Origin of the sequence: Novipirellula rosea, from assembly GCF_039541335.1 — a bacterium.
Lineage (GTDB): Bacteria > Planctomycetota > Planctomycetia > Pirellulales > Pirellulaceae > Novipirellula > Novipirellula rosea.
In genome coordinates this window covers 64,752-83,333 of the sequence record NZ_BAABGA010000012.1, presented here as the reverse complement: position 1 = coordinate 83,333, position 18,582 = coordinate 64,752, and the positions used below count along the sequence as shown (strand labels likewise).

General features: G+C 53.9%; 14 protein-coding genes. 3 read left to right on the top strand and 11 right to left on the bottom strand.

What is annotated here, in order from left to right:
- The first annotated feature begins 52 nt into the window (after positions 1-52).
- Positions 53-520 carry a carboxypeptidase-like regulatory domain-containing protein gene (locus tag ABD971_RS04850; RefSeq protein ID WP_339945987.1) on the top strand — a complete coding sequence of 156 codons (468 nt, stop codon included), beginning with the start codon at positions 53-55 and terminating at the stop codon, positions 518-520.
- A 162-nt stretch (positions 521-682) separates the two neighbouring features.
- Complete coding sequence (locus ABD971_RS04845) at positions 683-1,519, top strand: SAM-dependent methyltransferase (protein ID WP_345319959.1); 837 nt, start codon at positions 683-685, stop codon at positions 1,517-1,519.
- A gap of 482 nt (positions 1,520-2,001) precedes the next feature.
- Here ABD971_RS04845 and ABD971_RS04840 read toward each other — a convergent pair whose 3' ends face one another.
- The 10 genes from ABD971_RS04840 to ABD971_RS04795 form a co-directional block, all read right to left on the bottom strand.
- Complete coding sequence (locus ABD971_RS04840) at positions 2,002-3,507, bottom strand: arylsulfatase (protein WP_345319957.1); 1,506 nt, start codon at positions 3,505-3,507, stop codon at positions 2,002-2,004.
- Positions 3,508-3,571: 64 nt separating this feature from the next.
- A complete protein-coding gene (locus ABD971_RS04835; protein ID WP_345319955.1) occupies positions 3,572-5,269 on the bottom strand; it encodes a sulfatase family protein in 1,698 nt (565 codons plus the stop codon).
- 430 nt (positions 5,270-5,699) lie between these two features.
- On the bottom strand, positions 5,700-6,596 hold the full coding sequence (locus ABD971_RS04830; protein ID WP_345319953.1) for a 3-keto-disaccharide hydrolase: 897 nt from the start codon (positions 6,594-6,596) through the stop codon (positions 5,700-5,702).
- A 162-nt stretch (positions 6,597-6,758) separates the two neighbouring features.
- Complete coding sequence (locus tag ABD971_RS04825) at positions 6,759-8,897, bottom strand: sulfatase-like hydrolase/transferase (protein ID WP_345319951.1); 2,139 nt, start codon at positions 8,895-8,897, stop codon at positions 6,759-6,761.
- Positions 8,887-10,245 (bottom strand): Gfo/Idh/MocA family protein, encoded by a 1,359-nt coding sequence (locus ABD971_RS04820; RefSeq protein WP_345319949.1) that lies wholly within the window; start codon positions 10,243-10,245, stop codon positions 8,887-8,889. Before ABD971_RS04820 ends, ABD971_RS04825 begins: the two co-directional genes overlap by 11 nt.
- Before the next feature lie 162 nt (positions 10,246-10,407).
- Positions 10,408-11,784, bottom strand: coding sequence for a Gfo/Idh/MocA family protein (locus ABD971_RS04815; protein WP_425571255.1), 1,377 nt, complete (start codon positions 11,782-11,784; stop codon positions 10,408-10,410).
- 78 nt (positions 11,785-11,862) lie between these two features.
- Positions 11,863-13,464: a sulfatase family protein gene (locus tag ABD971_RS04810; protein ID WP_345319947.1), complete on the bottom strand. Its 1,602-nt coding sequence runs from the start codon at positions 13,462-13,464 to the stop codon at positions 11,863-11,865.
- Positions 13,465-13,522: 58 nt separating this feature from the next.
- Positions 13,523-13,825, bottom strand: a complete 303-nt coding sequence (locus ABD971_RS04805) for a 3-keto-alpha-glucoside-1,2-lyase-like domain-containing protein (RefSeq protein ID WP_345319946.1) — start codon at positions 13,823-13,825, stop codon at positions 13,523-13,525.
- A gap of 10 nt (positions 13,826-13,835) precedes the next feature.
- Positions 13,836-15,476, bottom strand: a complete 1,641-nt coding sequence (locus ABD971_RS04800) for a LamG-like jellyroll fold domain-containing protein (protein ID WP_345319945.1) — start codon at positions 15,474-15,476, stop codon at positions 13,836-13,838.
- A complete protein-coding gene (locus tag ABD971_RS04795) occupies positions 15,473-16,012 on the bottom strand; it encodes a sigma-70 family RNA polymerase sigma factor (protein ID WP_339944861.1) in 540 nt (179 codons plus the stop codon). Before ABD971_RS04795 ends, ABD971_RS04800 begins: the two co-directional genes overlap by 4 nt.
- 284 nt (positions 16,013-16,296) lie before the next feature.
- Here ABD971_RS04795 and ABD971_RS04790 point away from each other — a divergent pair, with 284 nt between their 5' ends.
- Entirely contained in the window at positions 16,297-17,820 is a 1,524-nt protein-coding gene (locus ABD971_RS04790) for a sulfatase family protein (RefSeq protein WP_345319944.1), read from the top strand.
- A gap of 127 nt (positions 17,821-17,947) precedes the next feature.
- On the opposite strand, the gene tnpA is transcribed toward ABD971_RS04790, so the two are convergent.
- Positions 17,948-18,403, bottom strand: coding sequence for an IS200/IS605 family transposase (gene tnpA / locus ABD971_RS04785; protein ID WP_345319942.1), 456 nt, complete (start codon positions 18,401-18,403; stop codon positions 17,948-17,950).
- Positions 18,404-18,582: the final 179 nt, after the last annotated feature.

The window sequence follows — 18,582 nt, the reverse complement described above, 5'->3', positions numbered from 1 at the left end:
GGTTGGTCATTGGCTCACCTCACCATCACCTCTGTTTGAGATCTATAGGAAGATGACACGAATATTCGACATCCATTGGAATGTCTCGCGTTTCGCCACGATTGCGATGCTATCGATTGCTACCATGACGGTTGGGTGTGCCCCCAATGACAAGCCGGATCTAGCGGTCGTGACAGGAACTTTGACTAAGAATAACCAGCCTTTTGTCGGGGCAACGGTCGAGTTCTATCCGGAACAGCCCGGTGCCGCCTCGTACGGTATTACCGATGAAGAGGGCCGCTTCACACTGAGTTACTCAACCGGAGACCCAGGTGCTGCGCCCGGCAAGCACACCGTGCACGTGATCGGCGGTAGCGTTAAGGGGGGTAGCGGAGCGAGTGACAATGTCCCAGCCGAAGGGACTGATGACGCGCCAGCCATGGCGGCTTCGCCCTTGGCGGGCGGTCCAGGAGCCGTCGCCAACTTGACGGCCGAAGTGGTCGAGGGCGAAGTCAATGATATTAAATTGACCATTCCCTGATGGGATCGTCCCGCAAAGAAAGCCTGTTGCGGTTGACCGATTCGGAATGATTTAAGCGAACTGTTGTTGGAATTCGAGACGAAACGCTTTGCAGCATCGCCTGAACTCGTCACGATAAAGACAGATTGATCGCTTGCTTCATTCCAAGGGGGGGCGAAGACCATGATCGCCATCGAAGGCGTCCGCAAGGATTCCATCCGCAGCCACTATCAACTCGGAACGCTTTTCTATCGTTTGTTGTGGGGGCCACATATCCATCATGGATTGTGGAACGGTAACGAATCACCCTATGTCGCGCAGTGTCAATTGACCGACACGCTTGCTGATATGGCGCGTATCTCAACCGAGGACAAGGTGGTCGATATCGGTTGCGGAATGGGCGGATCATCGATCCGGCTTGCTAAATTGCGTGGGTGTGACGTGACCGGCGTCACGCTCAGTCCGGTCCAGCGGCGTTGGGCGATGGTATCGTCAAAGATCAAACGTGTCGGGAAACGCACGCGGTTCATTGCCGAGGATGCCGAACACGTGAGCTTTGATTCCGCCAGCTTTGATGTGGTGTGGAGCGTCGAATGTACCGAACACCTGTTCGACAAGCCCGAGTTCTTTCGCCGAGCGTGTCAGTGGTTACGGCCGGGCGGCCGGATCGCGATTTGTGTTTGGTTCGAAGGCGAAGACACGAGCGTCGCCGATCACCGCAAGCAGTGTGAAGAAGTCTGCCAGCGTTTTGTGTGTCCGTCGCTGGCCACGCGCGCGGATTATGCTCGTTGGATCACCGATGGTGGAATGCGGGTGACTCACAACGAAGACTGGACCGCCCGAGTCGCACAGACCTGGGAAATATGCAAGCAGCGTGTCCAGCGAACCGGGGTGCGGCATATTGCCAAAGTCCTCGACCGCGAACAAGTTGATTTCATCGACGGTTTCGACACGTTGCTTCAGGCGTATCGAAGCGGTGCGATGCAGTACGGCGCCATCGTCGCCGAGAAAGATGCGTGATTCACGATGCAAAGCATGGCGGCCGGCGCTACTCAGTTGAGCCGTGAGATGTAAGAGAGCGGGGGATGCATATGCCTGATCTGCTAAATCGTTGTGGATGTAGCGGTTCGTTGGTTGCGCTGTTTTTTCTGCCACCTCTCCACCAACACTGTTGACTGCTGAAGTAGTAGCATTGATTGCAGGCCGGAGGCCGATACACCCTCTGCCGGTAGCGTAAGCTACCGGTCAGGAGAGGCGGAAGAACATAGCCCGGAGGGCGACACATCTGCTGCCAGTGTGTCGGCCTCCGGCCTTACGTTGACAAGTCGCCCCTAAACCGTTGGCTCACGCCAACGGCTGTCTATCTGTCGGCCTCCGGCCTGTGCGTTTGCTACTAAGTCAGTAGTCTCCTTCGTCGGCTGATAGGTAACTGCAGTAAGACCCGGCCGCTTACGCGTCACGGCTCAATTAATCTGATCCATCCGCGATTCCGCACGCGATCGCTACAGCGTCGGAGCAGTCCACTTGGGAATGCCGCGTTCTTTGAGTTGCCTCTCGTAACGAACTCCTTGCGGATGTTCGGCCGAGTACGGAGCGTCTTCGTTGACCATCAATGGAACCGTATCGCTCCACCACTGGTCGTAGGCTTTTCGTAGCTCGGCAACAACTTCGGGATGGTCCGACGCGACGTCCTGTTTTTCATGCGGATCGGCTGCAATGTCGTACAGTTCTTTGTTGTTAACAAACCGCCAGCGTTGGGATCGAACACCACAACTCTTGAACTTGCTGTCGTTGGGATCAGCCCCTTTCTCCCAGCGACCGACGTGCACGAACAAATTGCGATCGGCCCAGTCGGCATCGGGATCTTGCAGCAATGGCAATAAGCTGCGTCCATCAATCGGCTGGATGTCAGACGGGATTTCGGTGCCGGTCAGTTCGCAAAACGTCTTGTATAGATCGATGTGGGCGGTCAGTGCAGGGATATCAACGCCTTCGCCAAGTTTGCCTTTCCATCGCCAGAACGCGGGCACATGCGTCCCTCCTTCCCATGGCGATCCCTTGCCCGTTTTGAATCCGGCGGTGTACATCGGAGTTCGCTTGCCATTGAGCTTGCCACTGCGGCCGGCTTGGCCGTTGTCGGTCATGAAGATCACCAGCGTATTGTCCCAAAGCTTCCACTGATCCAGTTTCTGCATCAGCACACCAAAGTTGTCGTCGATATTTTCGATCATGCCATAGCGACCTTGCGTGCCGGCGTCCCAGCCCAAATCGGCGAATCGTTTTTTGTACTTCTCGGGTGCCAGCATCGGACCGTGCGGAGCATTGGTGCTGACGTAGGCGAAGAACGGAGTTTTTGCTTCGTGTTGTTTTTTGATCCACCCGAGTGCGGCCTGGAAGAAAACATCCGTGCAAAATCCTTCGGTTTGGACGATCGTGTCGTTGTGCAAAATCACGTTGTCAAAGTACTTGCCTTCGTTTTCGCGATTGGGCGGGAAATCAGCACAGCTGCCTTCATAGGCCTGGCCAATTCCGCCGGCGCCGTGAATAAAGACTTCGCTAAAACCGCGGTTGTACGGCTGATACGCGTCTTCATCGCCAAGATGCCATTTGCCAAAGATACCGGTCTCGTAACCCGATTTTCGCAGCAGTTGCGGAAACGTGGTGGTCGACAGCGCCATCCGCTCACGTTCCTTGATCGTATGCGTCACGCCATTACGAAACTCGTGTCGACCGCTGAAGATCGACGACCGTGTCGGAGCACACGTCGGGCTGACGTGAAAGTCGGTAAACCGCGTTGACATCTGATAGAAACGATCGATATTCGGAGTCCGCAATACCTTGTTGCCCATACACGATAGATCGCCCATGCCCTGATCGTCAGTCATGACCAGAATGATGTTCGGACGTGATCCTGCCAAATCGTCAGCACGGGCCGGCTCAGCAGGCACGACTGACAACATCAGAGTAAACAGACACGAGGCTAACGAAGCTGAGAGATAATGGTTCATCATAGGAGGAAATCGTTTGCAGGTTGGGGAGGATGAGTTCTTTGCGGACTGTTTTGCCGTCGGCTCAGTTGTCGCCGACCCAGGTTCGAATGTTGACCTTTCCCTCTTTTAGTTCTTGCAGGCGACGCTGCAAGTATTGATGAGAAATCTCGCGAGCCTTGGCCTGATCGGCTTCGTCATAGTCCCAGAATTCTTGGATAACTTCCTCGCATTCTGGGAAATGCGTGCCATCATCTCCGACGCGTTTGCGTGTCGCTTCCAGGCGTGACTTCATCTCGGCGACGAGCTTGGCATACTCGGGGTTGCTGTACAAGTTAACGGTCTCGTGCGGGTCGTTGACCATATCATACAGTTCCCATCCCGGCGGCGTTTGATAGCCGCCATCGTAATTGCATCCGTAATAGTAAATCAGTTTGTGCGTCTTGGTGCGGATGCCTACGTGCGCTGGGTTATCGTGGTGTGCCATGTGCATCCAATAACGGTAGTAGGCTTCTTGCTTCCAGTCGTCCGCTTCCTTGCCCGTTTCCAGTAGCGATTTGAACGAGCGTCCTTGCACCGAATCGGGAATGTTTGCTCCGGCAAAGTCCAACATCGTTGGGCCGTAGTCGACGTTTTCGATGATCGTGTCGAACCGCCCTCCGGCAGGTACCGACTTGGGGTAGCGAACGAGAAACGGCATCCGCTGTGATGGGTCGTACATCCATCGTTTGTCTTGATAGTCATGTTCGCCCAGCATGAAACCCTGGTCGCCGGTGTAAATGATCACCGTGTTGTCGAGTTGCCCACTGTCCTCGAGATGTTGGAACAGTCGGCCAAGGTTGTCGTCGATTCCCTTGATACATCGCAGGTACTTTTTCAGATAAGCGTTGTAGGCAAATCGAGTGTTTTCTTCATCGCTGTAGTTTTTCGGGTCAAAGTTGGGCGGGAACTCATTGGGATACAATTTTGGTAAGTCACCAAGATAAGACCGCCGCGGATTGCGACCACCGATGGACGTGCCGATATGAGGAATCAGCTCGTCGTCAGCACCTCGCGTGGCCATCGATCCGAATCGTGGATCGCGTTTCCAAAGCGTCTCGGGTTCGGGAATGTTGACATCCGCCAGATACGATTCGTAACGCTCGGCATTGTCGAAGTAATCATGCGGAGCTTTGTAATGGTGCATTAGAAAGAACGGCTTGTTTTTGTCTCGACCTTCTTTTAACCAATCAAGCGTCAGATCAGTGATCGTGTCGGTCGAGTGTTTGCCGTCGAACTTGATCAGGTTCTTTCCCCATGGTTTGTCACCGCGGATCAGGAACTCAGGGTTGTGGTAATGGCCTTGGCCGGGAAGCACACAGTAGTAATCAAAGTCCGCAGGTTCATCGTGCAAATGCCACTTGCCGATCATTGCGGTTTGATAACCGGCTTTCTTCATTTGGATCGCCAGCATTTGCTTTCCAGGCGGCACGTTTCCTCCCAAATCAAAGGCACCGTTGACGTGATTGTACTGGCCCGTCAGCACACAGGCTCGCGACGGCGAGCAGATTGAATTGGTGCAGAACGCGTTGGTGAACAACGCCCCTTCATTTGCCAAACGATCGATATTCGGAGTCGGTGCCACTTCCGCAAGCCGGCTGCCGTAAGCCGAGATCGCGTGTGCCGCGTGGTCGTCGGACATGATGTATAGGATGTTCGGTTGGTCGGCGGCATCGCAGGGCTGGCCGCTCGCCAGCCCAACGCCAACGAGCAAAAGGTTCAAGAGTTTGGCAAGGTTGTTCATGTTGGGGTCTTTCGTCTGTTACTGATGGTGGGGAGGTATGTGTCGTGGCAAGATTTCACTTGAAGGTGATTGCTTTCTTCAAGTTCGTATCTGTGTTTTTTAAGCAGGGGTGCTTGGCTAGCCAGTGGTTATTTGGACGGCAATGGGAATTTCCGGACCATCATCCTAACTCGAAAGCATCAACGAGGCACCGCATGTCGTCGCAAATTCGGATGCTTTGCTGTTCGAGGCACGAAGGCCGGGTTAGGACCTTCGGAGTCATTACTGACGTAGCGGAACTTGTCACGAGTTTCGACCAGCCTGGAAAACGAAAGTCTTGACGACTTCCGCTACGGGAAAACCCGTCACTTATTGTTCTGACGGTCCTTAAGTCAATGGGAAGTAAACAGGATGCCTGTCATCGAAAGGGGTGAGTTCGAGAGTCGCGTTGTCAGTTTTCGACGACCCAGATGTTGCGATACTGAGTCGGGTTGTGGTGGTTTTGGATGTAGATCGGACCTTCAGTGACTTCGGGTCGTGGGCCGGAAGGACCGCCGCCGGTTCCCTCGGGAAGTTTAAAGTTGTCATGGATCAAAACACCGTTTTGGTACACGGTCATCCTCGCACTGGAAACCTTTTTGTCATTTTCAAATCGAGCCGCCGTGAATTTGACGTCGAAGGTTTGCCAGCTCAGCGGCGGCAGACACATGTTTACATCCGGAGTGCGGAGTCCGTAAATGCTGCCGCACCACGTGCTGGGCTTCTTCAACTGTTTCATCTCGGTCCAGGCACTCGGCGAGAAATCCAGACCGAATGTATCGGCAACTTGCACTTCATAAGCTCCCACGGCGAACACGCCGCTGTTGCCGCGGTCGGGGTGACTTAGCGGCAACTCGGGTTTGAAAGGAACGAGGCACTCAAAATGCAATGTGAAGTCTTGAAACTTTCGTTTCGTACCCGCACCCGCTTGCAGCAACCCATTCTTGATCTTTCCATGCCCCCATTGTTTCATGTCGGAGCCATCGAATAACACGATCGCATTGGCAGGAGGTTTTGTGAATTCGAGCTTCGAGGAACGATCAATTTTTTCGTACCCTTTCAAACGATTTTCAATCGCATCGCTCGTGACCCATTCATGCTGGATCGTTCCTCCGTCCCAACCTGCTGCGGGCAGTCCGCCCTGGTAGATCGAAAGATAGAACCGGTCCTGGCACGGAACAACCTGAATCGCTTGATCGTCCATGACGTATTCACCCAGAAACGCAAAGCCAGGAAATTCTGCTGCGGCAGTTTTCGCGTCGGTCCAGGTGGGCGTTTCTTTCCCTTCGGCCTTGGTAATTCCAGTCATCACAGGCGTCAATAAAGATGCCAACAAAAAACAGAGAAAGCAACGGTTCTCGAATTTCATAATTCTAGCCAATGGATTCGTTTGAAAATTCTGTGATAACGATGTTCATCACGATTGTTTGGCGCTGGACGAAGTTGCAGGGACAATGCTACGGATGCAACGTCACCTGCAATGGAATCTGGATATTGAAGGGCTGGCGGAAACGGCATGAGCGATTTCGGAATCGGTTACCCAGGCCCAGACCAGGTCACGTGGCCAGCGTGAATAGAGCATGTGGTACAGCTCGTCCTCGCCCTTGACCAGCGATCCGCCCCAAATGCTCATCGTGTCACTGCGAAAAGCGGACTTTCGTGAAACCTTGCCGAACTTGATTTCCATGTCCGTCGCCGATGGTTTGGGTTGCGGCTGTTTGGGTTGCGATGTCAACTCGTTCACGCGAGGCACAATGTTTTTTGGAATGTCCAATTTCCCATCGTGAGCTCCGGCGGCAAAGTTGCTGATTGCAAACTCGTTTTCTTTTGACCAATCCGATTCGACTCGTCCGTCACCCAAGATGATGCGGCCGAGTTTGCTGCGGAACCAGTCGGATAACGCCAGGTACGAATCGTCATTTGCGGCATTGTTTCGCTCTTTCGGATCAACGCGAAGATCGAACAGCGCCATTTCGACTTGCTCACGCGGAGCCGTCAACGCCCATTTAATATCTTCCCCCGGCGGATGCCCCCATTTTTCGCCCGGCTTGCCGTTCTTTTCTCGAACTCGCATCGAAAACGCAAAGTCGTCGGATCGCAAGTAAGCTCGCGGGCCAATCACATGATTCATCTCTCCGATCACATAGTCGCGATCGGTCGCGCCGCTGAGCGTGTTGCCGATGGGATGTCCGTCGAGATGGGCGTAGCGATCGTCGGACAAATCCGCACCGGCCGCTTGCAAAAACGTGGGAGCGAAGTCGACGAATTCGATCGGTTTGTTGCAAACCGTGCCCGCCGGATATTGTTGGCCGTCCGACGAAACGGCGATCACGGCACAATGGTTCGATGTGTCATACGGTGCGAACTTCGATTCGCCACCCTGTTCGCCCAAATGCCAGCCATGATCACCGATCACATATAGAATCAAATATTCACGCTTTTGCTTCGCGCTGAATTCTTTGAATTGTTCGACCGCTTTGCCGATCAATGAATCACCCATCGCGCAGAACGCGTAGTAGTCGCGAATCGCCTGCTGCTTGTCTTCGGCAGACAGGTCGGCGAAGTTGGTTTTTTCGAACCACAACACCAATTGCGGTGGCAGTTTTTCAAGTTCATTTTTGCTGAATTCAGGGACTTTGTAGGTCTTGCCGGCAAACCGATCGCGGAACTCGCCGGACGGCAGCACGGGGGTATGTGGAAAGTGAAATCCAAGGTTCACGAACAGCGGTTGGTCCGTCGGCGGTCCGTCAAGTTTGCGTCCCCAAGGCGTCTTGTACGATTCACCTGCGTGTTGAATGTAATCCACGAAGGACGCCAAGATTTCACCGTCTTGCGTCTTTTCAGTCGGTTGCGGGCTGACGCCACCAATCACCAGATCGTTGTGGTCACCAAACGAGAACAACAAGTCGAGCTCACGTCGCACCCGAGCTTTCTGCTCTCTCGCGGTTTCGCTCAGTGGCTCTTCCACCGGCGTCAGAATCCGCATCGGTCCGTCCGGCATCAACCAGAATTCTTCCATCCCGGTCGATTTGCCTTTGCCCCAAGTCTTTTGATGAAACCAATCGGTATGCTCATTTTTGTAAAGCTCCTTTTGATCAACGCTGACTTCGTAGATCGACGTTTTCTGTAGCTTGCGTTCGTCCCACTTGAAACTGGCAATCCCGCTCTTGCCAAAGTGGGCTGTTCGATACCCGTTTTCAACCATCATTTGGGGAAAGAACGGCTTCGCAAAGTCGGTCGATTGATGGCCGGATTCGAAACCGTACTGCCCACTGTGATGAGGGTACATTCCAAAGTGCATCGACGTTCGACTCGGTGCACAGCCGGGCGAATTGCAGTAGGCTCGAGTAAACAAAACCCCTTGTCTCGCCAGTGCATCGGCATTGGGCGACGAGACATACCCGAGTTCGCTGTCGTCCCGTCCCGCGGTCGCACGATTATACGCCGCAATGGAATCGGCGCGATGGTCGTCGGTCAGGATCCAGAGGATGTTAGGCCGATCAGCGGCCAACGTTCTGGTCGCGATGCCGAGTGTCACGAGCGTCACCGCCATCGCAGCGAGCGTCACTCGCATGTGAACCAGCAAGCAGACCTCTCGTTTAGAGTGCATAATATTGTTCCCAGCCCTTTCGTGGCGTGTCTTTCAGTAGCGAGTTGGCTAATTCGTTGTTGGTGATCTGTTTGCTTTGGCGATCAAACTCGAGTTCGCCTCCGAGTCGCTGAGCCAAGCAACCGAGCGCCAACATCTGCGAGAGCGGACCCGAAACCGAGAACGGCGACCGCGTTTTTTCATCGCCGCGACAGGCGAGCAAGAAATTGGCGTAGTGATCCGAATGCTTGCCAAAGTCCGTTTGCAAATTCCCGGATGTTTGCAGCGAATTGCGTTTTTCCTCGTCAAGGATTTCGAGTGTTGTCGCGTGACTGCCGCCTTGCAAAGCCAAATCGCCCGCATAGATAAACTTGCCAGGAGTATTCGTGTCGAGTTTTCGTCCTGCGAAATCATCCGGCAATGGCGGCAAGTTTTCGACTCCGTCGTACCAATCAATGTCCATTGCGGGCATTCCGTTCCGCTCAGGAAACTGGAAGTTGATAGTCGACTCGAGCGGATAAATCAGGTTATTAGGCTGCACCAATTTCGTCGCCGAGATCCTTTCCGGCAGCCCGAGTTCGAGGAAGCGATGAATCGTATCGAGGATGTGGGCGCCCCAGTCACCGAAACATCCGGTGCCATGTTGGTACCATCCACGCCAATTGCCGGGATGAAACATCTTGCTAAACGCATGCACTGGTGTCGTACTGTGCCACAGATCCCAATCCATGGTTTCCGGCGCCGTCTCACCACTAGGCATCGACTTCACGTCGCCCCAAGGGTGCCAGCGACGCCACTTGTTCATGTAGGCATCGACGTGGGTGACGTCTTTGATGATGCCGGCATCCTTCCAAGCATCGAACTGAAAATGGTTGTCGCCCGAGTGTCCTTGGTTACCCATTTGGGTCGCGACTTTGTATTTCTTCTCGGCCGCCATCATCAGTTCGATTTCTTGAAACGTGCGAGCGAGTGGCTTTTCGGTGTAGACGTGTTTGCCAGCGGCCATGGCAGCCATCGTGATCGGAAAGTGCGAATGGTCTGGCACCAAGACCACCACCGCATCGATATCTTTGTTCATCTTGTCCAGCATCACCCGCCAATCTTGAAAGATGCGAGCCTTGGGAAATTTTTCTTTCGTCGCATTGATATGTGGGTTTTCCGGATCGACGTCACAGAAGGCGACGAAGTTGGCTATGCCGGCTCTTTCAAAATTCTCGATAATGCGAGGGCCGCGGTTACCAACGCCGCACCACGCGACGTTTACTTTTTCATTCGCACCTAACACGTCCCCAAGGATCGTGAGGGGCATAAGTGCAGCGGATGCGGCAGCCGCCGTGGTGAAAATTGCGTTTCGTCGTGTGATCTTCATTTTGTTCTTTCCAACGTTTGGGTAATGTGAGCCGTGGGCCGTAAGGCACCGGGTTGTGCGTGAGACCCGGCCGCTCACGCGTCACGGCTCACTAATACCGTGAGACCCGGCCGCTCACGCGTCACGGCTCACTAATACAACGAGTCGCTGGTGCCTCTCCACTTAGCTCATGTCGATTTCGTAACCTTCGCGGTACGGACGACTCATCATGCTGTGCGCTAGTTCGTCACCGACAACCTGCTCGGTCGATTGGTCCCAGTTAATCTTGCGACCCAGCCGGCAACAGATCCCCGCGAGGTGACAGACATTCAACATCTTCATGTGCGAATGGACATCCGAGATCGGTTGGACTCGATTTTCGATCGCATACATAAAGTTTTCCCAGTGCGCCGGGCGATCGTTTTGCTTCATCGGCATGCCACGATAGATCTTGGAGATGGCGTCCTCAGGCAACGGGTTGGACGCGAGGTCTTCGACTGGCTTGCCGACCAATTTTCCACGATTGACGAAGATTCGTCCGAGTTCGCCTTCGAACAGAATGCCATTGTCGACGTCATGGCGAATGCTCATTTCAACATCGCCATCAGCAAACGCGACGTGCAAATCGAATCCCTGTGCCGTGTTGTAACGATCTGTTTGTACGGGAATGCCGTCTTTGAAATCGACCGCATGTTTGGCGGTGCCATCGACTGAAACGGGATCGTTGTTCTGGCCTGCCGCCGCGATCCCTAACATCGCAATGTCGATATGATGGGCACCCCAATCGGTCAATTTGCCACCAGAATGTTCGTACCACCAGCGAAACTGGGTATGGCAATTCGTGTAGCCTTTGTCGGCTTCCTTGCTGGGATGGCGAAGGTAGCGGTAAGGCATCTCCGGCGTTGGGCCGAGCCAACGATCCCAATCGAGTGCATCGGGAACCGCGACGGCCGGAATCTCGGGACTCCATCCGCCACCATCAATTCCAACGACCATTCGTTTGAGTTTTCCGATGCGGCCCTCAGCGATGATCGCCAGTGCCTTATTGAATTTGTCAAAACTACTTCGTTGTTGCGTGCCGACTTGCACCACGCGACCGGTTTCCTTCTGCATGCGACGAACGAGTTTGCCTTCTTCAATCGTCAGCGTGAGCGGTTTTTCGCAGTAGGCATCTTTGCCAGCCAACATCGCTTCGATCAAGATTTTCGCATGCCAATGGTCGGGCGTGGAAATCTGGACGACGTCGATGTCGTCGCGTGAAAGGACTTCGCGATAGTCGGAATAAGTGTCAGCTTTGCCACCCGTCAGCAGTTGGTTGCCGTCACGCAGGTGATCCGCATCGACATCACACAACGCCACCAAATTCGCGAACTCTTTCCCCACCGGAGCCGTCCGCGTTCCATTTCCACCCACGCCAATCAGAGCAAACTGCAACTGCTCGTTTTTCGATTTGCTCTTCGTCGACTCTTGCGCTGACGTGAAGTGATAGGGGATCGCGGCAGCCGCCGACACCGCAGCGGTTTGGGCGAGAAACTGTCGACGTGTCGTTGGTTTCTTCATGGTCGTCATTTCGGAATTCCGGTTTGTAAGTAGGGTGTCTCGTTTCTCGTGCTTGTCGCTTCCTCCAGAGCACTTCGGCTACTTCTTTTTGTTCTTCTTGGCGGCTTTCTCTTTCTTCTTCTGAGTGAAAGCAATCACGGGGCGTGCGACCTTCTCGCTCGGTCCGCGGAACACATACGGAGCCCATAGATCGCGCGCCTTCTGCCACTCTTCCAAAGTGCGGGTGGGATACCAGCCCGGCGATCCGTATTTGTTGAAGTCGTAGTTTTTCACGTTCTTTTCGACCCATTCACCCACCGTCGCCGTGGGACATGTGTCAGGGAAGACGCCCACAGCACGAAAGTCCTCCGACACTCCTTGGTCCTTGATCACGTTGTTACGCCAATTCTCGAGTTCGGCGAGTAGTTCGGCTTTCACATCGGCGTAATTCGGATCATCCGCGACGTTGTGTACTTCGTGCGGATCTTTTTTCAGGTCAAACAGTTCGATCTCAGGCTTGTTCGGTGCCATGAACGCGGCTTGTTCCGGCGTCAACTTTCCTTCCAGATTCAGGACATTCATTTCTGCGAGCGCAGGATATGCACCTTCCTTGTAATGGCTGAATTGGCAATACGCACGTTCGGGCATCAGATTCAGAATCAACTTGTGATCCTTTGATCGAATCGATCGCATCGCGTCATGAGCATCGTCCATCTTGTCACGTGCTGCGAAGACGTATTTGCGATCCTGGACTTCCTTGCTGAATAGACTTTTGCCATGCAGTGGAACCGGGGCCTTGATGCCGGCCGCTTCGAGGATCGTCTCGCAAATGTCGATCGACATCACAAGGTCCTCGTTGACTTGTCCTGGTTTGACTTTCCCTGGCCAACGCATGATCATCGGAATGCGAGTTCCTTCGTCATAAAGAAACTGCTTGCCGCGGATATGACAGCGGCCGTGGTCGCCAATGAAAAATACGATGGTGTTTTCGGCCAGCCCTTCGTCATCCAAGCGTTTCAGCAGTTCACCGACTTCGCGATCGACGATCTGCATCTGTTCCAAACCGGTGGCCCAGTCGCGGCGGATGAATGGGGTGTCCGGATAATAAGGCGGCAGTTCAACATCCTTGGGATCAATCGGACGCAGCGGATCGCGATTCCAAGCTCGGTGCGTTCCCCCAAACGTGATGCGAGCAAAGAAAGGTTGATTCGCTTCACGCTCGTTCCAGTCCTCGCCCATAAACAATTCATTCTTCTTGTCCGGCAAGAAATTGCAGTCCGTTTTCCAGCTCATTAGCGCCGTGAAGTAGCCTGAATCGGCCAGCAGATGAGGGATCGGGCGAATCCCATACGGCAGCGGTTTCTTGTCATCGGTGCGGTGTTGGTGGGCACCGATGTAGTTTTGGTGGAACCCCGTCATCATCGCGGAACGCGACGTCGAGCAAACCGGCGACGTGGTGAAAGCCCATTGGTAGCGAATTCCTTCGGAAGCCAACTTGTCCACGTGCGGAGTTTCGATCCCCTTTGTGCCATAGCATGACAAGTCGGGGCTCCAGTCCTCGATCGTGATCCAGAGAATGTTGGGGCGGTCCGGCGTCGCGCCAGCCTCGTCCGCCGCCGAGGCGACGGTTCCTAGCGAAAGCAGAAAGAGAGCACTCAGTAGCAGCAAAACGAGGGAACGTTGAGGGGCGGTATTTTTCATCGTGCAGGGGCTTTTTAAAAGTGGACTTGGAAGAGGAACCGCTGTGGGGAGCTTCGGACTATTGGCTAACGCTGAAGACTTTCAAATTGTCAAAATCGATGGTCGATCCGTTGACGGTCATGCCAACCTTTGTTTTGGTCGGGTGGTCGATTCCAGGCGAACGAAGCTCGGCAATCTTCTTGCCATCGAGCGAAGCCACTAGAGAATCGCCCTGGATGCGAACGCCCAATCGGTACCATTGGCCAGGTTTTAGATTAACGGCAGCGGTGTTGGTCTTTTCGGCGAGCAGTGTATCCAGCGACTTCTGTTGCTCGGGAGACAGGTTTTTGGATTGACGTTGTTTTCGGACCTCCAGATTCATGTCACCAGTCCTAACGTCCAGCCTTGTAAATCTCTTTAATCGTTTCCGCGTCCAGTGCTGAGCGGAACAACATAAATTCGTCGATGCGGCCGTCCAAATTGCGGATCGGTTCGTCGCCAGTTTGTCGCGGACGTAACCAGTTGCCGATTTCGGCGGTTCCAATGTGCAGCGGCTCGGCGACTGGTAACACGTTCGAGCCCGCTTGGATACCGTTGACGTAATGTTCGACGGTTTTCTGCTTTGAGTTATAGACGGTCGCTAGGTGCATCCAGCGTCCCAAGGGGGCGAGTTCTTTCAGCGGTGCCGATGGGCTTCGCATCCGTCTGGATTCCTTGACGGTCTCTTGACCAATGCCGAGCTTTAGCACGCCTTCTTTGGCGATCTGCCAATGAGGTTGCCATGCGTCAAAGGAATCCGTCAGCAGCAGTGCTTGATTAACGCCTCGCAACTCGTCCAGCCGAACCCAGCACGCCATTGTCAAATTTGGCCAGCGACCAGGGATCCGCACTCGCAATCGGTCGGCGGGATTGTAGAACCCAAGGGCCTTTTTCTGAGGCCAACGTCCCGTCAACGTTTCACAACCGACCACGGTTGCATTGATTGGTTTTTCACTGGCAAGATCAATGACGGTGTTGCGTCCGTTGCCTTTTTCGCCGAACTCTTCAAAGTTGTAGTACACCAGCAAATCGGGACGCTTGGCAAATTCGGTGCTCCACGCCTGCCATCGTTCGAAGCGGTTGGCCACCGATTGGTCCATCGATTGTGCCGAGGGGAACCGATCAAGCGCAAACTCTGTCTCGCGAGTTTCAAACGACAGATCGACTTCGACACTCTCACCTTCGCCGACAGGACGTCCGATCTTGTCATCACGTGACTTTTTGCCGCTGGGATAGAGATCGACCAACCCGTCAAACACATGAACTTGGGATCGCCCGTCTTCACCCGCCGAAATCGCAAACTCGGTTCCTCGGTCCACCAACCGCACTGCATCGGTGGTGACGGTGAATCCTTCGGCTTGTTCGGCAACGCGGGCTCGCAGTTTTCCATGTCTCAGATGGGCGTGCTCAAGCGAATTCAAATCCAAGTCGACGGGGCCTTCGAGATACAGCGTCACTCCGTTGTAAACTCGGATTTCCGCTAGCCCGGATTCGAGTTGTAATCGGCCTGGTGACAGCAGTAGCGGAGGTTCGATGTTGCCATGCCAAACATCCTCGGATGTCTGGGCGAGGATCGCGATCGTGGTGTCTAGCTGCTTTGGCGTCGCCACGCTGGCAAATTGCGATAACGATCGGTCGGTCGCGAACAGGAATGCCAGAAAGAGAACAGACACAGCCAAAATTGCCGTGATTGCCCACCACGCATTGGATCGAGATCGGTCTCGTTTGCGGTATTCCGTTTGAGTCAACACAGGCAAAACGTCATTGCCAGACGAATTTTGTGGGCAAACCAGATCGACGAGATCGACGACCGATGAGCGATCAATCTCGTTGCTTAGTAGCGAATCGAGTCGAAAGTGATCGATCCAAGCGTTCATCCGCTCGGGGTTACCACGCATCAATTCTTGCAAGCGTTGGCCTTGGCCTGGATCGATTTCGCCATCGATCGCCAATTGAAGCAGGTTGATAAATTCGCGTTCGGTATCGCTGGTCATCGCGAAGTCTCCGGCATGTGCAACTCGATACACTGCAGCAACAGCCCGCGGATTCGGTACAGCGTTTGTCGAATCGAGCCCTCGGGGCGTCCCAATTCGTCCGCGATGCTGCCGATCGACCGCTCGCTAGAATACCGCATCTCGATCAATGCCCGTTGCGGACCCGGCAATTGTTTCATGCAGTGCCGAAGCGCGGACTGTTGATCTTCAAAACCACTCGATCGTTCGGTGGCAAGATCCGCCAACTCGGTCATGAACGACTCGTCAAACACCAAGCGGTCGCGTGAATACTTGCGAACTTGGTTCATTACCTTGAATCTTGCTACCTGGCTCGCCCACGCCCAGAAATCGGTTCCAATCTCGAATTGGTCCGCTTTCTGCCAAAGCACGACGTTCACCTCTTGCAACAAATCGTCAACATCTTTGTCGTGAACGAGCAAACATCGCACGAATCCCCGCAACCGAGATTGGTGCTGGGCAATCAATGCAACCACCTCCGTCGATGCATCCGTCGTGTTGCGGTCGTTTGACGTCACGAAGCGAAAATCCTTAGGGAAAGTGCACGAATGGCACGGTTCGGGGGGGCGGTGCAAATGGCAAATGTCTGTCCGAAACCGCGTGTCAACAAATTATTTCCGTTTTTTGGCTGACGCTGCGGCGGTCGCGACACCCGTATCGCTCACGCCACCAACATGAAGACGAGCCGAAATTAGGTGTGGCTGGACACGATCCCTTCGATGATAATCGTTCGTGGACGCGTCAGGCGTCCTTGAATTCGCTTGAACGCTCACCCCCCTTTCAAACCTCAGAAAATCAAGCCATGGATCTCCTTCGACGGTTCTCGAAATCATCTCGCATTTGGGCCACTTTGTTGTCGTTTGCGTGCGTCTCTACCACACTGGCCAATGAACGGCCCAATATCATTTTCCTGATGTCCGATGATCAGAGCTTTTACTCGCTTGGCTGCTACGGCAACGAGGATGTGAAAACGCCCAACATTGACCAGTTGGCCGCCGACGGGATGGTGTTTGACAATCACTACGATACGACCGCGATTTGTATGGCGAGTCGTGCCAGTGTGATGACAGGGATGCTGGAATACAAAACGGGCTGCAATTTTGATCACGGCCCGATGACGCGGGACAAATGGCAGCAGAGCTACCCCATGCTGCTTCGCGCCAACGGTTATCGCACCGCGTTCGCGGGTAAATTCGGGTTCGAAGTCGTCGATACGCCGGAGTCCAAGAAATTACAACTTCCCAGCGACGACTTCGACGTGTGGGGCGGCGGCCCCGGACAAACGAGTTACAACACTCGGCAAAACAAATCGATGGCGAAGTACGCCGACGAGTATCCGCACTCGACGTTGTCCTACGGCGCCTTCGGTCGTGACTTTGTTCGTGATTCGGCTGCGAAGGAGCAACCTTTTTGCTTGTCGATCAGCTTCAAAGCCCCTCACATGCCGGCGACACCGGATCCTCGATTTGATGATGTCTATGCCGGAAAGACATTCAAAAAACCTGCCAACTTTGGTCGTGAACACGGCACCCACTTTTCCAAACAGAGTCAACAAGGACGTCAATACGAGCGGTTTCATTCGTGGCACTACTCGGACGATTACGACAATGTGATGGCAAAGTACCATCAACAAATCTACGCCATCGACGTGGCGGTCGGGATGATTCGGGATGCGTTAGAAGAGCATGGTGCCAGTGACAATACCGTGATTTTCTATACTTCGGACAACGGGTTTTTGTGTGGTTCGCATGGCTATGGTTCCAAGGTGCTGCCGTACGAAGAAGCGTCACGCGTGCCATTGATCGTTTACGATCCTCGCCATCCCAATCGTGGGAAACAGTTGCGATCCGATTCGCTAACCGGCAATATCGATTTTGCCCCGACCATTCTTGAATTGGCCGGCATCACGCCACCCCGCAACATGGATGGACGCAGTCTAATGCCGATCCTTGATGATCCCGCAGCCGAGATTCACACTTCGCTGCCGTTGATCAACGTGTGGGGCCCAGCGGAAGTCCAGTCGCTTGCGATCGTGACCAAAGACATGAAGTACATTTACTGGGGTTACGCCGGAGACGGATTCTCGCCGACCGAGGAACTTTATCACACGCGAAAGGATCCGCTGGAATTGGTCAACTTGGCCAAGAACCCCGAGTACAGTGAAGCGATGAAATCAATGCGAGCCGGTTATGACCAAGCGGTGGAAAAGTGGAAGCAGGATGCGGTGCCCTACAATCGCTATCAAGAGTACGGTGTGATCTTCGACCGCCACGCCCCCTGGGCCGAAAAGGCAAAACGATTGCGAAAAGGCAGGTCGCGGGAGTGAGCGGCTGGCTAGCATGCGGCATGTTTTCGGGCCAACGGCCCAACAGTTGGCCTAGCCCAGGCCAGCGGCCTGGGAATCCGTGTCCAAGAACGCTAGGTAGGGCCAACGGCCCGGTCGTTTGTACGCCTCAATCCCACACATATCGTTCGTCGATTTCTATATCATGCCGTTTACAAATCGCCCGAAATTCATCCTGGAACGACAACTGGTCGTGATGTTCATTTTGGTTGCGTATGTATTCGTCAACCTCACCACGTTTGGAGTGGCTGACTGAAAAAACGCCATAGCCTGATTGCCAAGAGAATTGTGAAGTCCCACCCACGGCGGTTTTCGCCCACTTGGACGTTTCCGTTTTGATGTTCTCGACAAGTTTCGCGATACTGATCGTTCTTGAAAGCCCAATCAGAAGATGAACATGGTCGATGTGTCCTCCCACGGAAGCATTCACGCATTTTGATTCTTTGACGTGGTGAGACAGCATGCGAAACATTTCTTCGCGGAACGGTTCGCCCTTTAGAAACGGTCGACGTTCTTTGGTTGAGAAAACGAGGTGGATCCAAACTTGAGAAAGTGATTGAGGCATTGGGCAAACCCTGAGTTAGCGATGCAAACTGCCGGGCCGATGGCCCTATGGAAGTATTTTACAACCATTCCCAGGCCGTTGGCCTGGGCTAGGCAAATGAATGGCCCTTTGGGCCGAAGAGGGGACTGCAAGATTAGGTGATTCAGTGACACCTTCCGCGCAACTACCGCCCTGCCCTG

Excerpts from the sequence above, each read along its gene's own strand:
- ABD971_RS04850 (WP_339945987.1), top strand. The coding sequence starts at position 53 with ATGACACGAATATTCGACATCCATTGGAATGTCTCGCGTTTCGCCACG.
- ABD971_RS04845 (WP_345319959.1), top strand. The coding sequence starts at position 683 with ATGATCGCCATCGAAGGCGTCCGCAAGGATTCCATCCGCAGCCACTAT.
- ABD971_RS04840 (WP_345319957.1), bottom strand. The coding sequence starts at position 3,507 with ATGAACCATTATCTCTCAGCTTCGTTAGCCTCGTGTCTGTTTACTCTG.
- ABD971_RS04835 (WP_345319955.1), bottom strand. The coding sequence starts at position 5,269 with ATGAACAACCTTGCCAAACTCTTGAACCTTTTGCTCGTTGGCGTTGGG.
- ABD971_RS04830 (WP_345319953.1), bottom strand. The coding sequence starts at position 6,596 with ATGACTGGAATTACCAAGGCCGAAGGGAAAGAAACGCCCACCTGGACC.
- ABD971_RS04825 (WP_345319951.1), bottom strand. The coding sequence starts at position 8,897 with ATGCACTCTAAACGAGAGGTCTGCTTGCTGGTTCACATGCGAGTGACG.
- ABD971_RS04820 (WP_345319949.1), bottom strand. The coding sequence starts at position 10,245 with ATGAAGATCACACGACGAAACGCAATTTTCACCACGGCGGCTGCCGCA.
- ABD971_RS04815 (WP_425571255.1), bottom strand. The coding sequence starts at position 11,784 with ATGAAGAAACCAACGACACGTCGACAGTTTCTCGCCCAAACCGCTGCG.
- ABD971_RS04810 (WP_345319947.1), bottom strand. The coding sequence starts at position 13,464 with ATGAAAAATACCGCCCCTCAACGTTCCCTCGTTTTGCTGCTACTGAGT.
- ABD971_RS04805 (WP_345319946.1), bottom strand. The coding sequence starts at position 13,825 with ATGAATCTGGAGGTCCGAAAACAACGTCAATCCAAAAACCTGTCTCCC.
- ABD971_RS04800 (WP_345319945.1), bottom strand. The coding sequence starts at position 15,476 with ATGACCAGCGATACCGAACGCGAATTTATCAACCTGCTTCAATTGGCG.
- ABD971_RS04790 (WP_345319944.1), top strand. The coding sequence starts at position 16,297 with ATGGATCTCCTTCGACGGTTCTCGAAATCATCTCGCATTTGGGCCACT.
- tnpA (WP_345319942.1), bottom strand. The coding sequence starts at position 18,403 with ATGCCTCAATCACTTTCTCAAGTTTGGATCCACCTCGTTTTCTCAACC.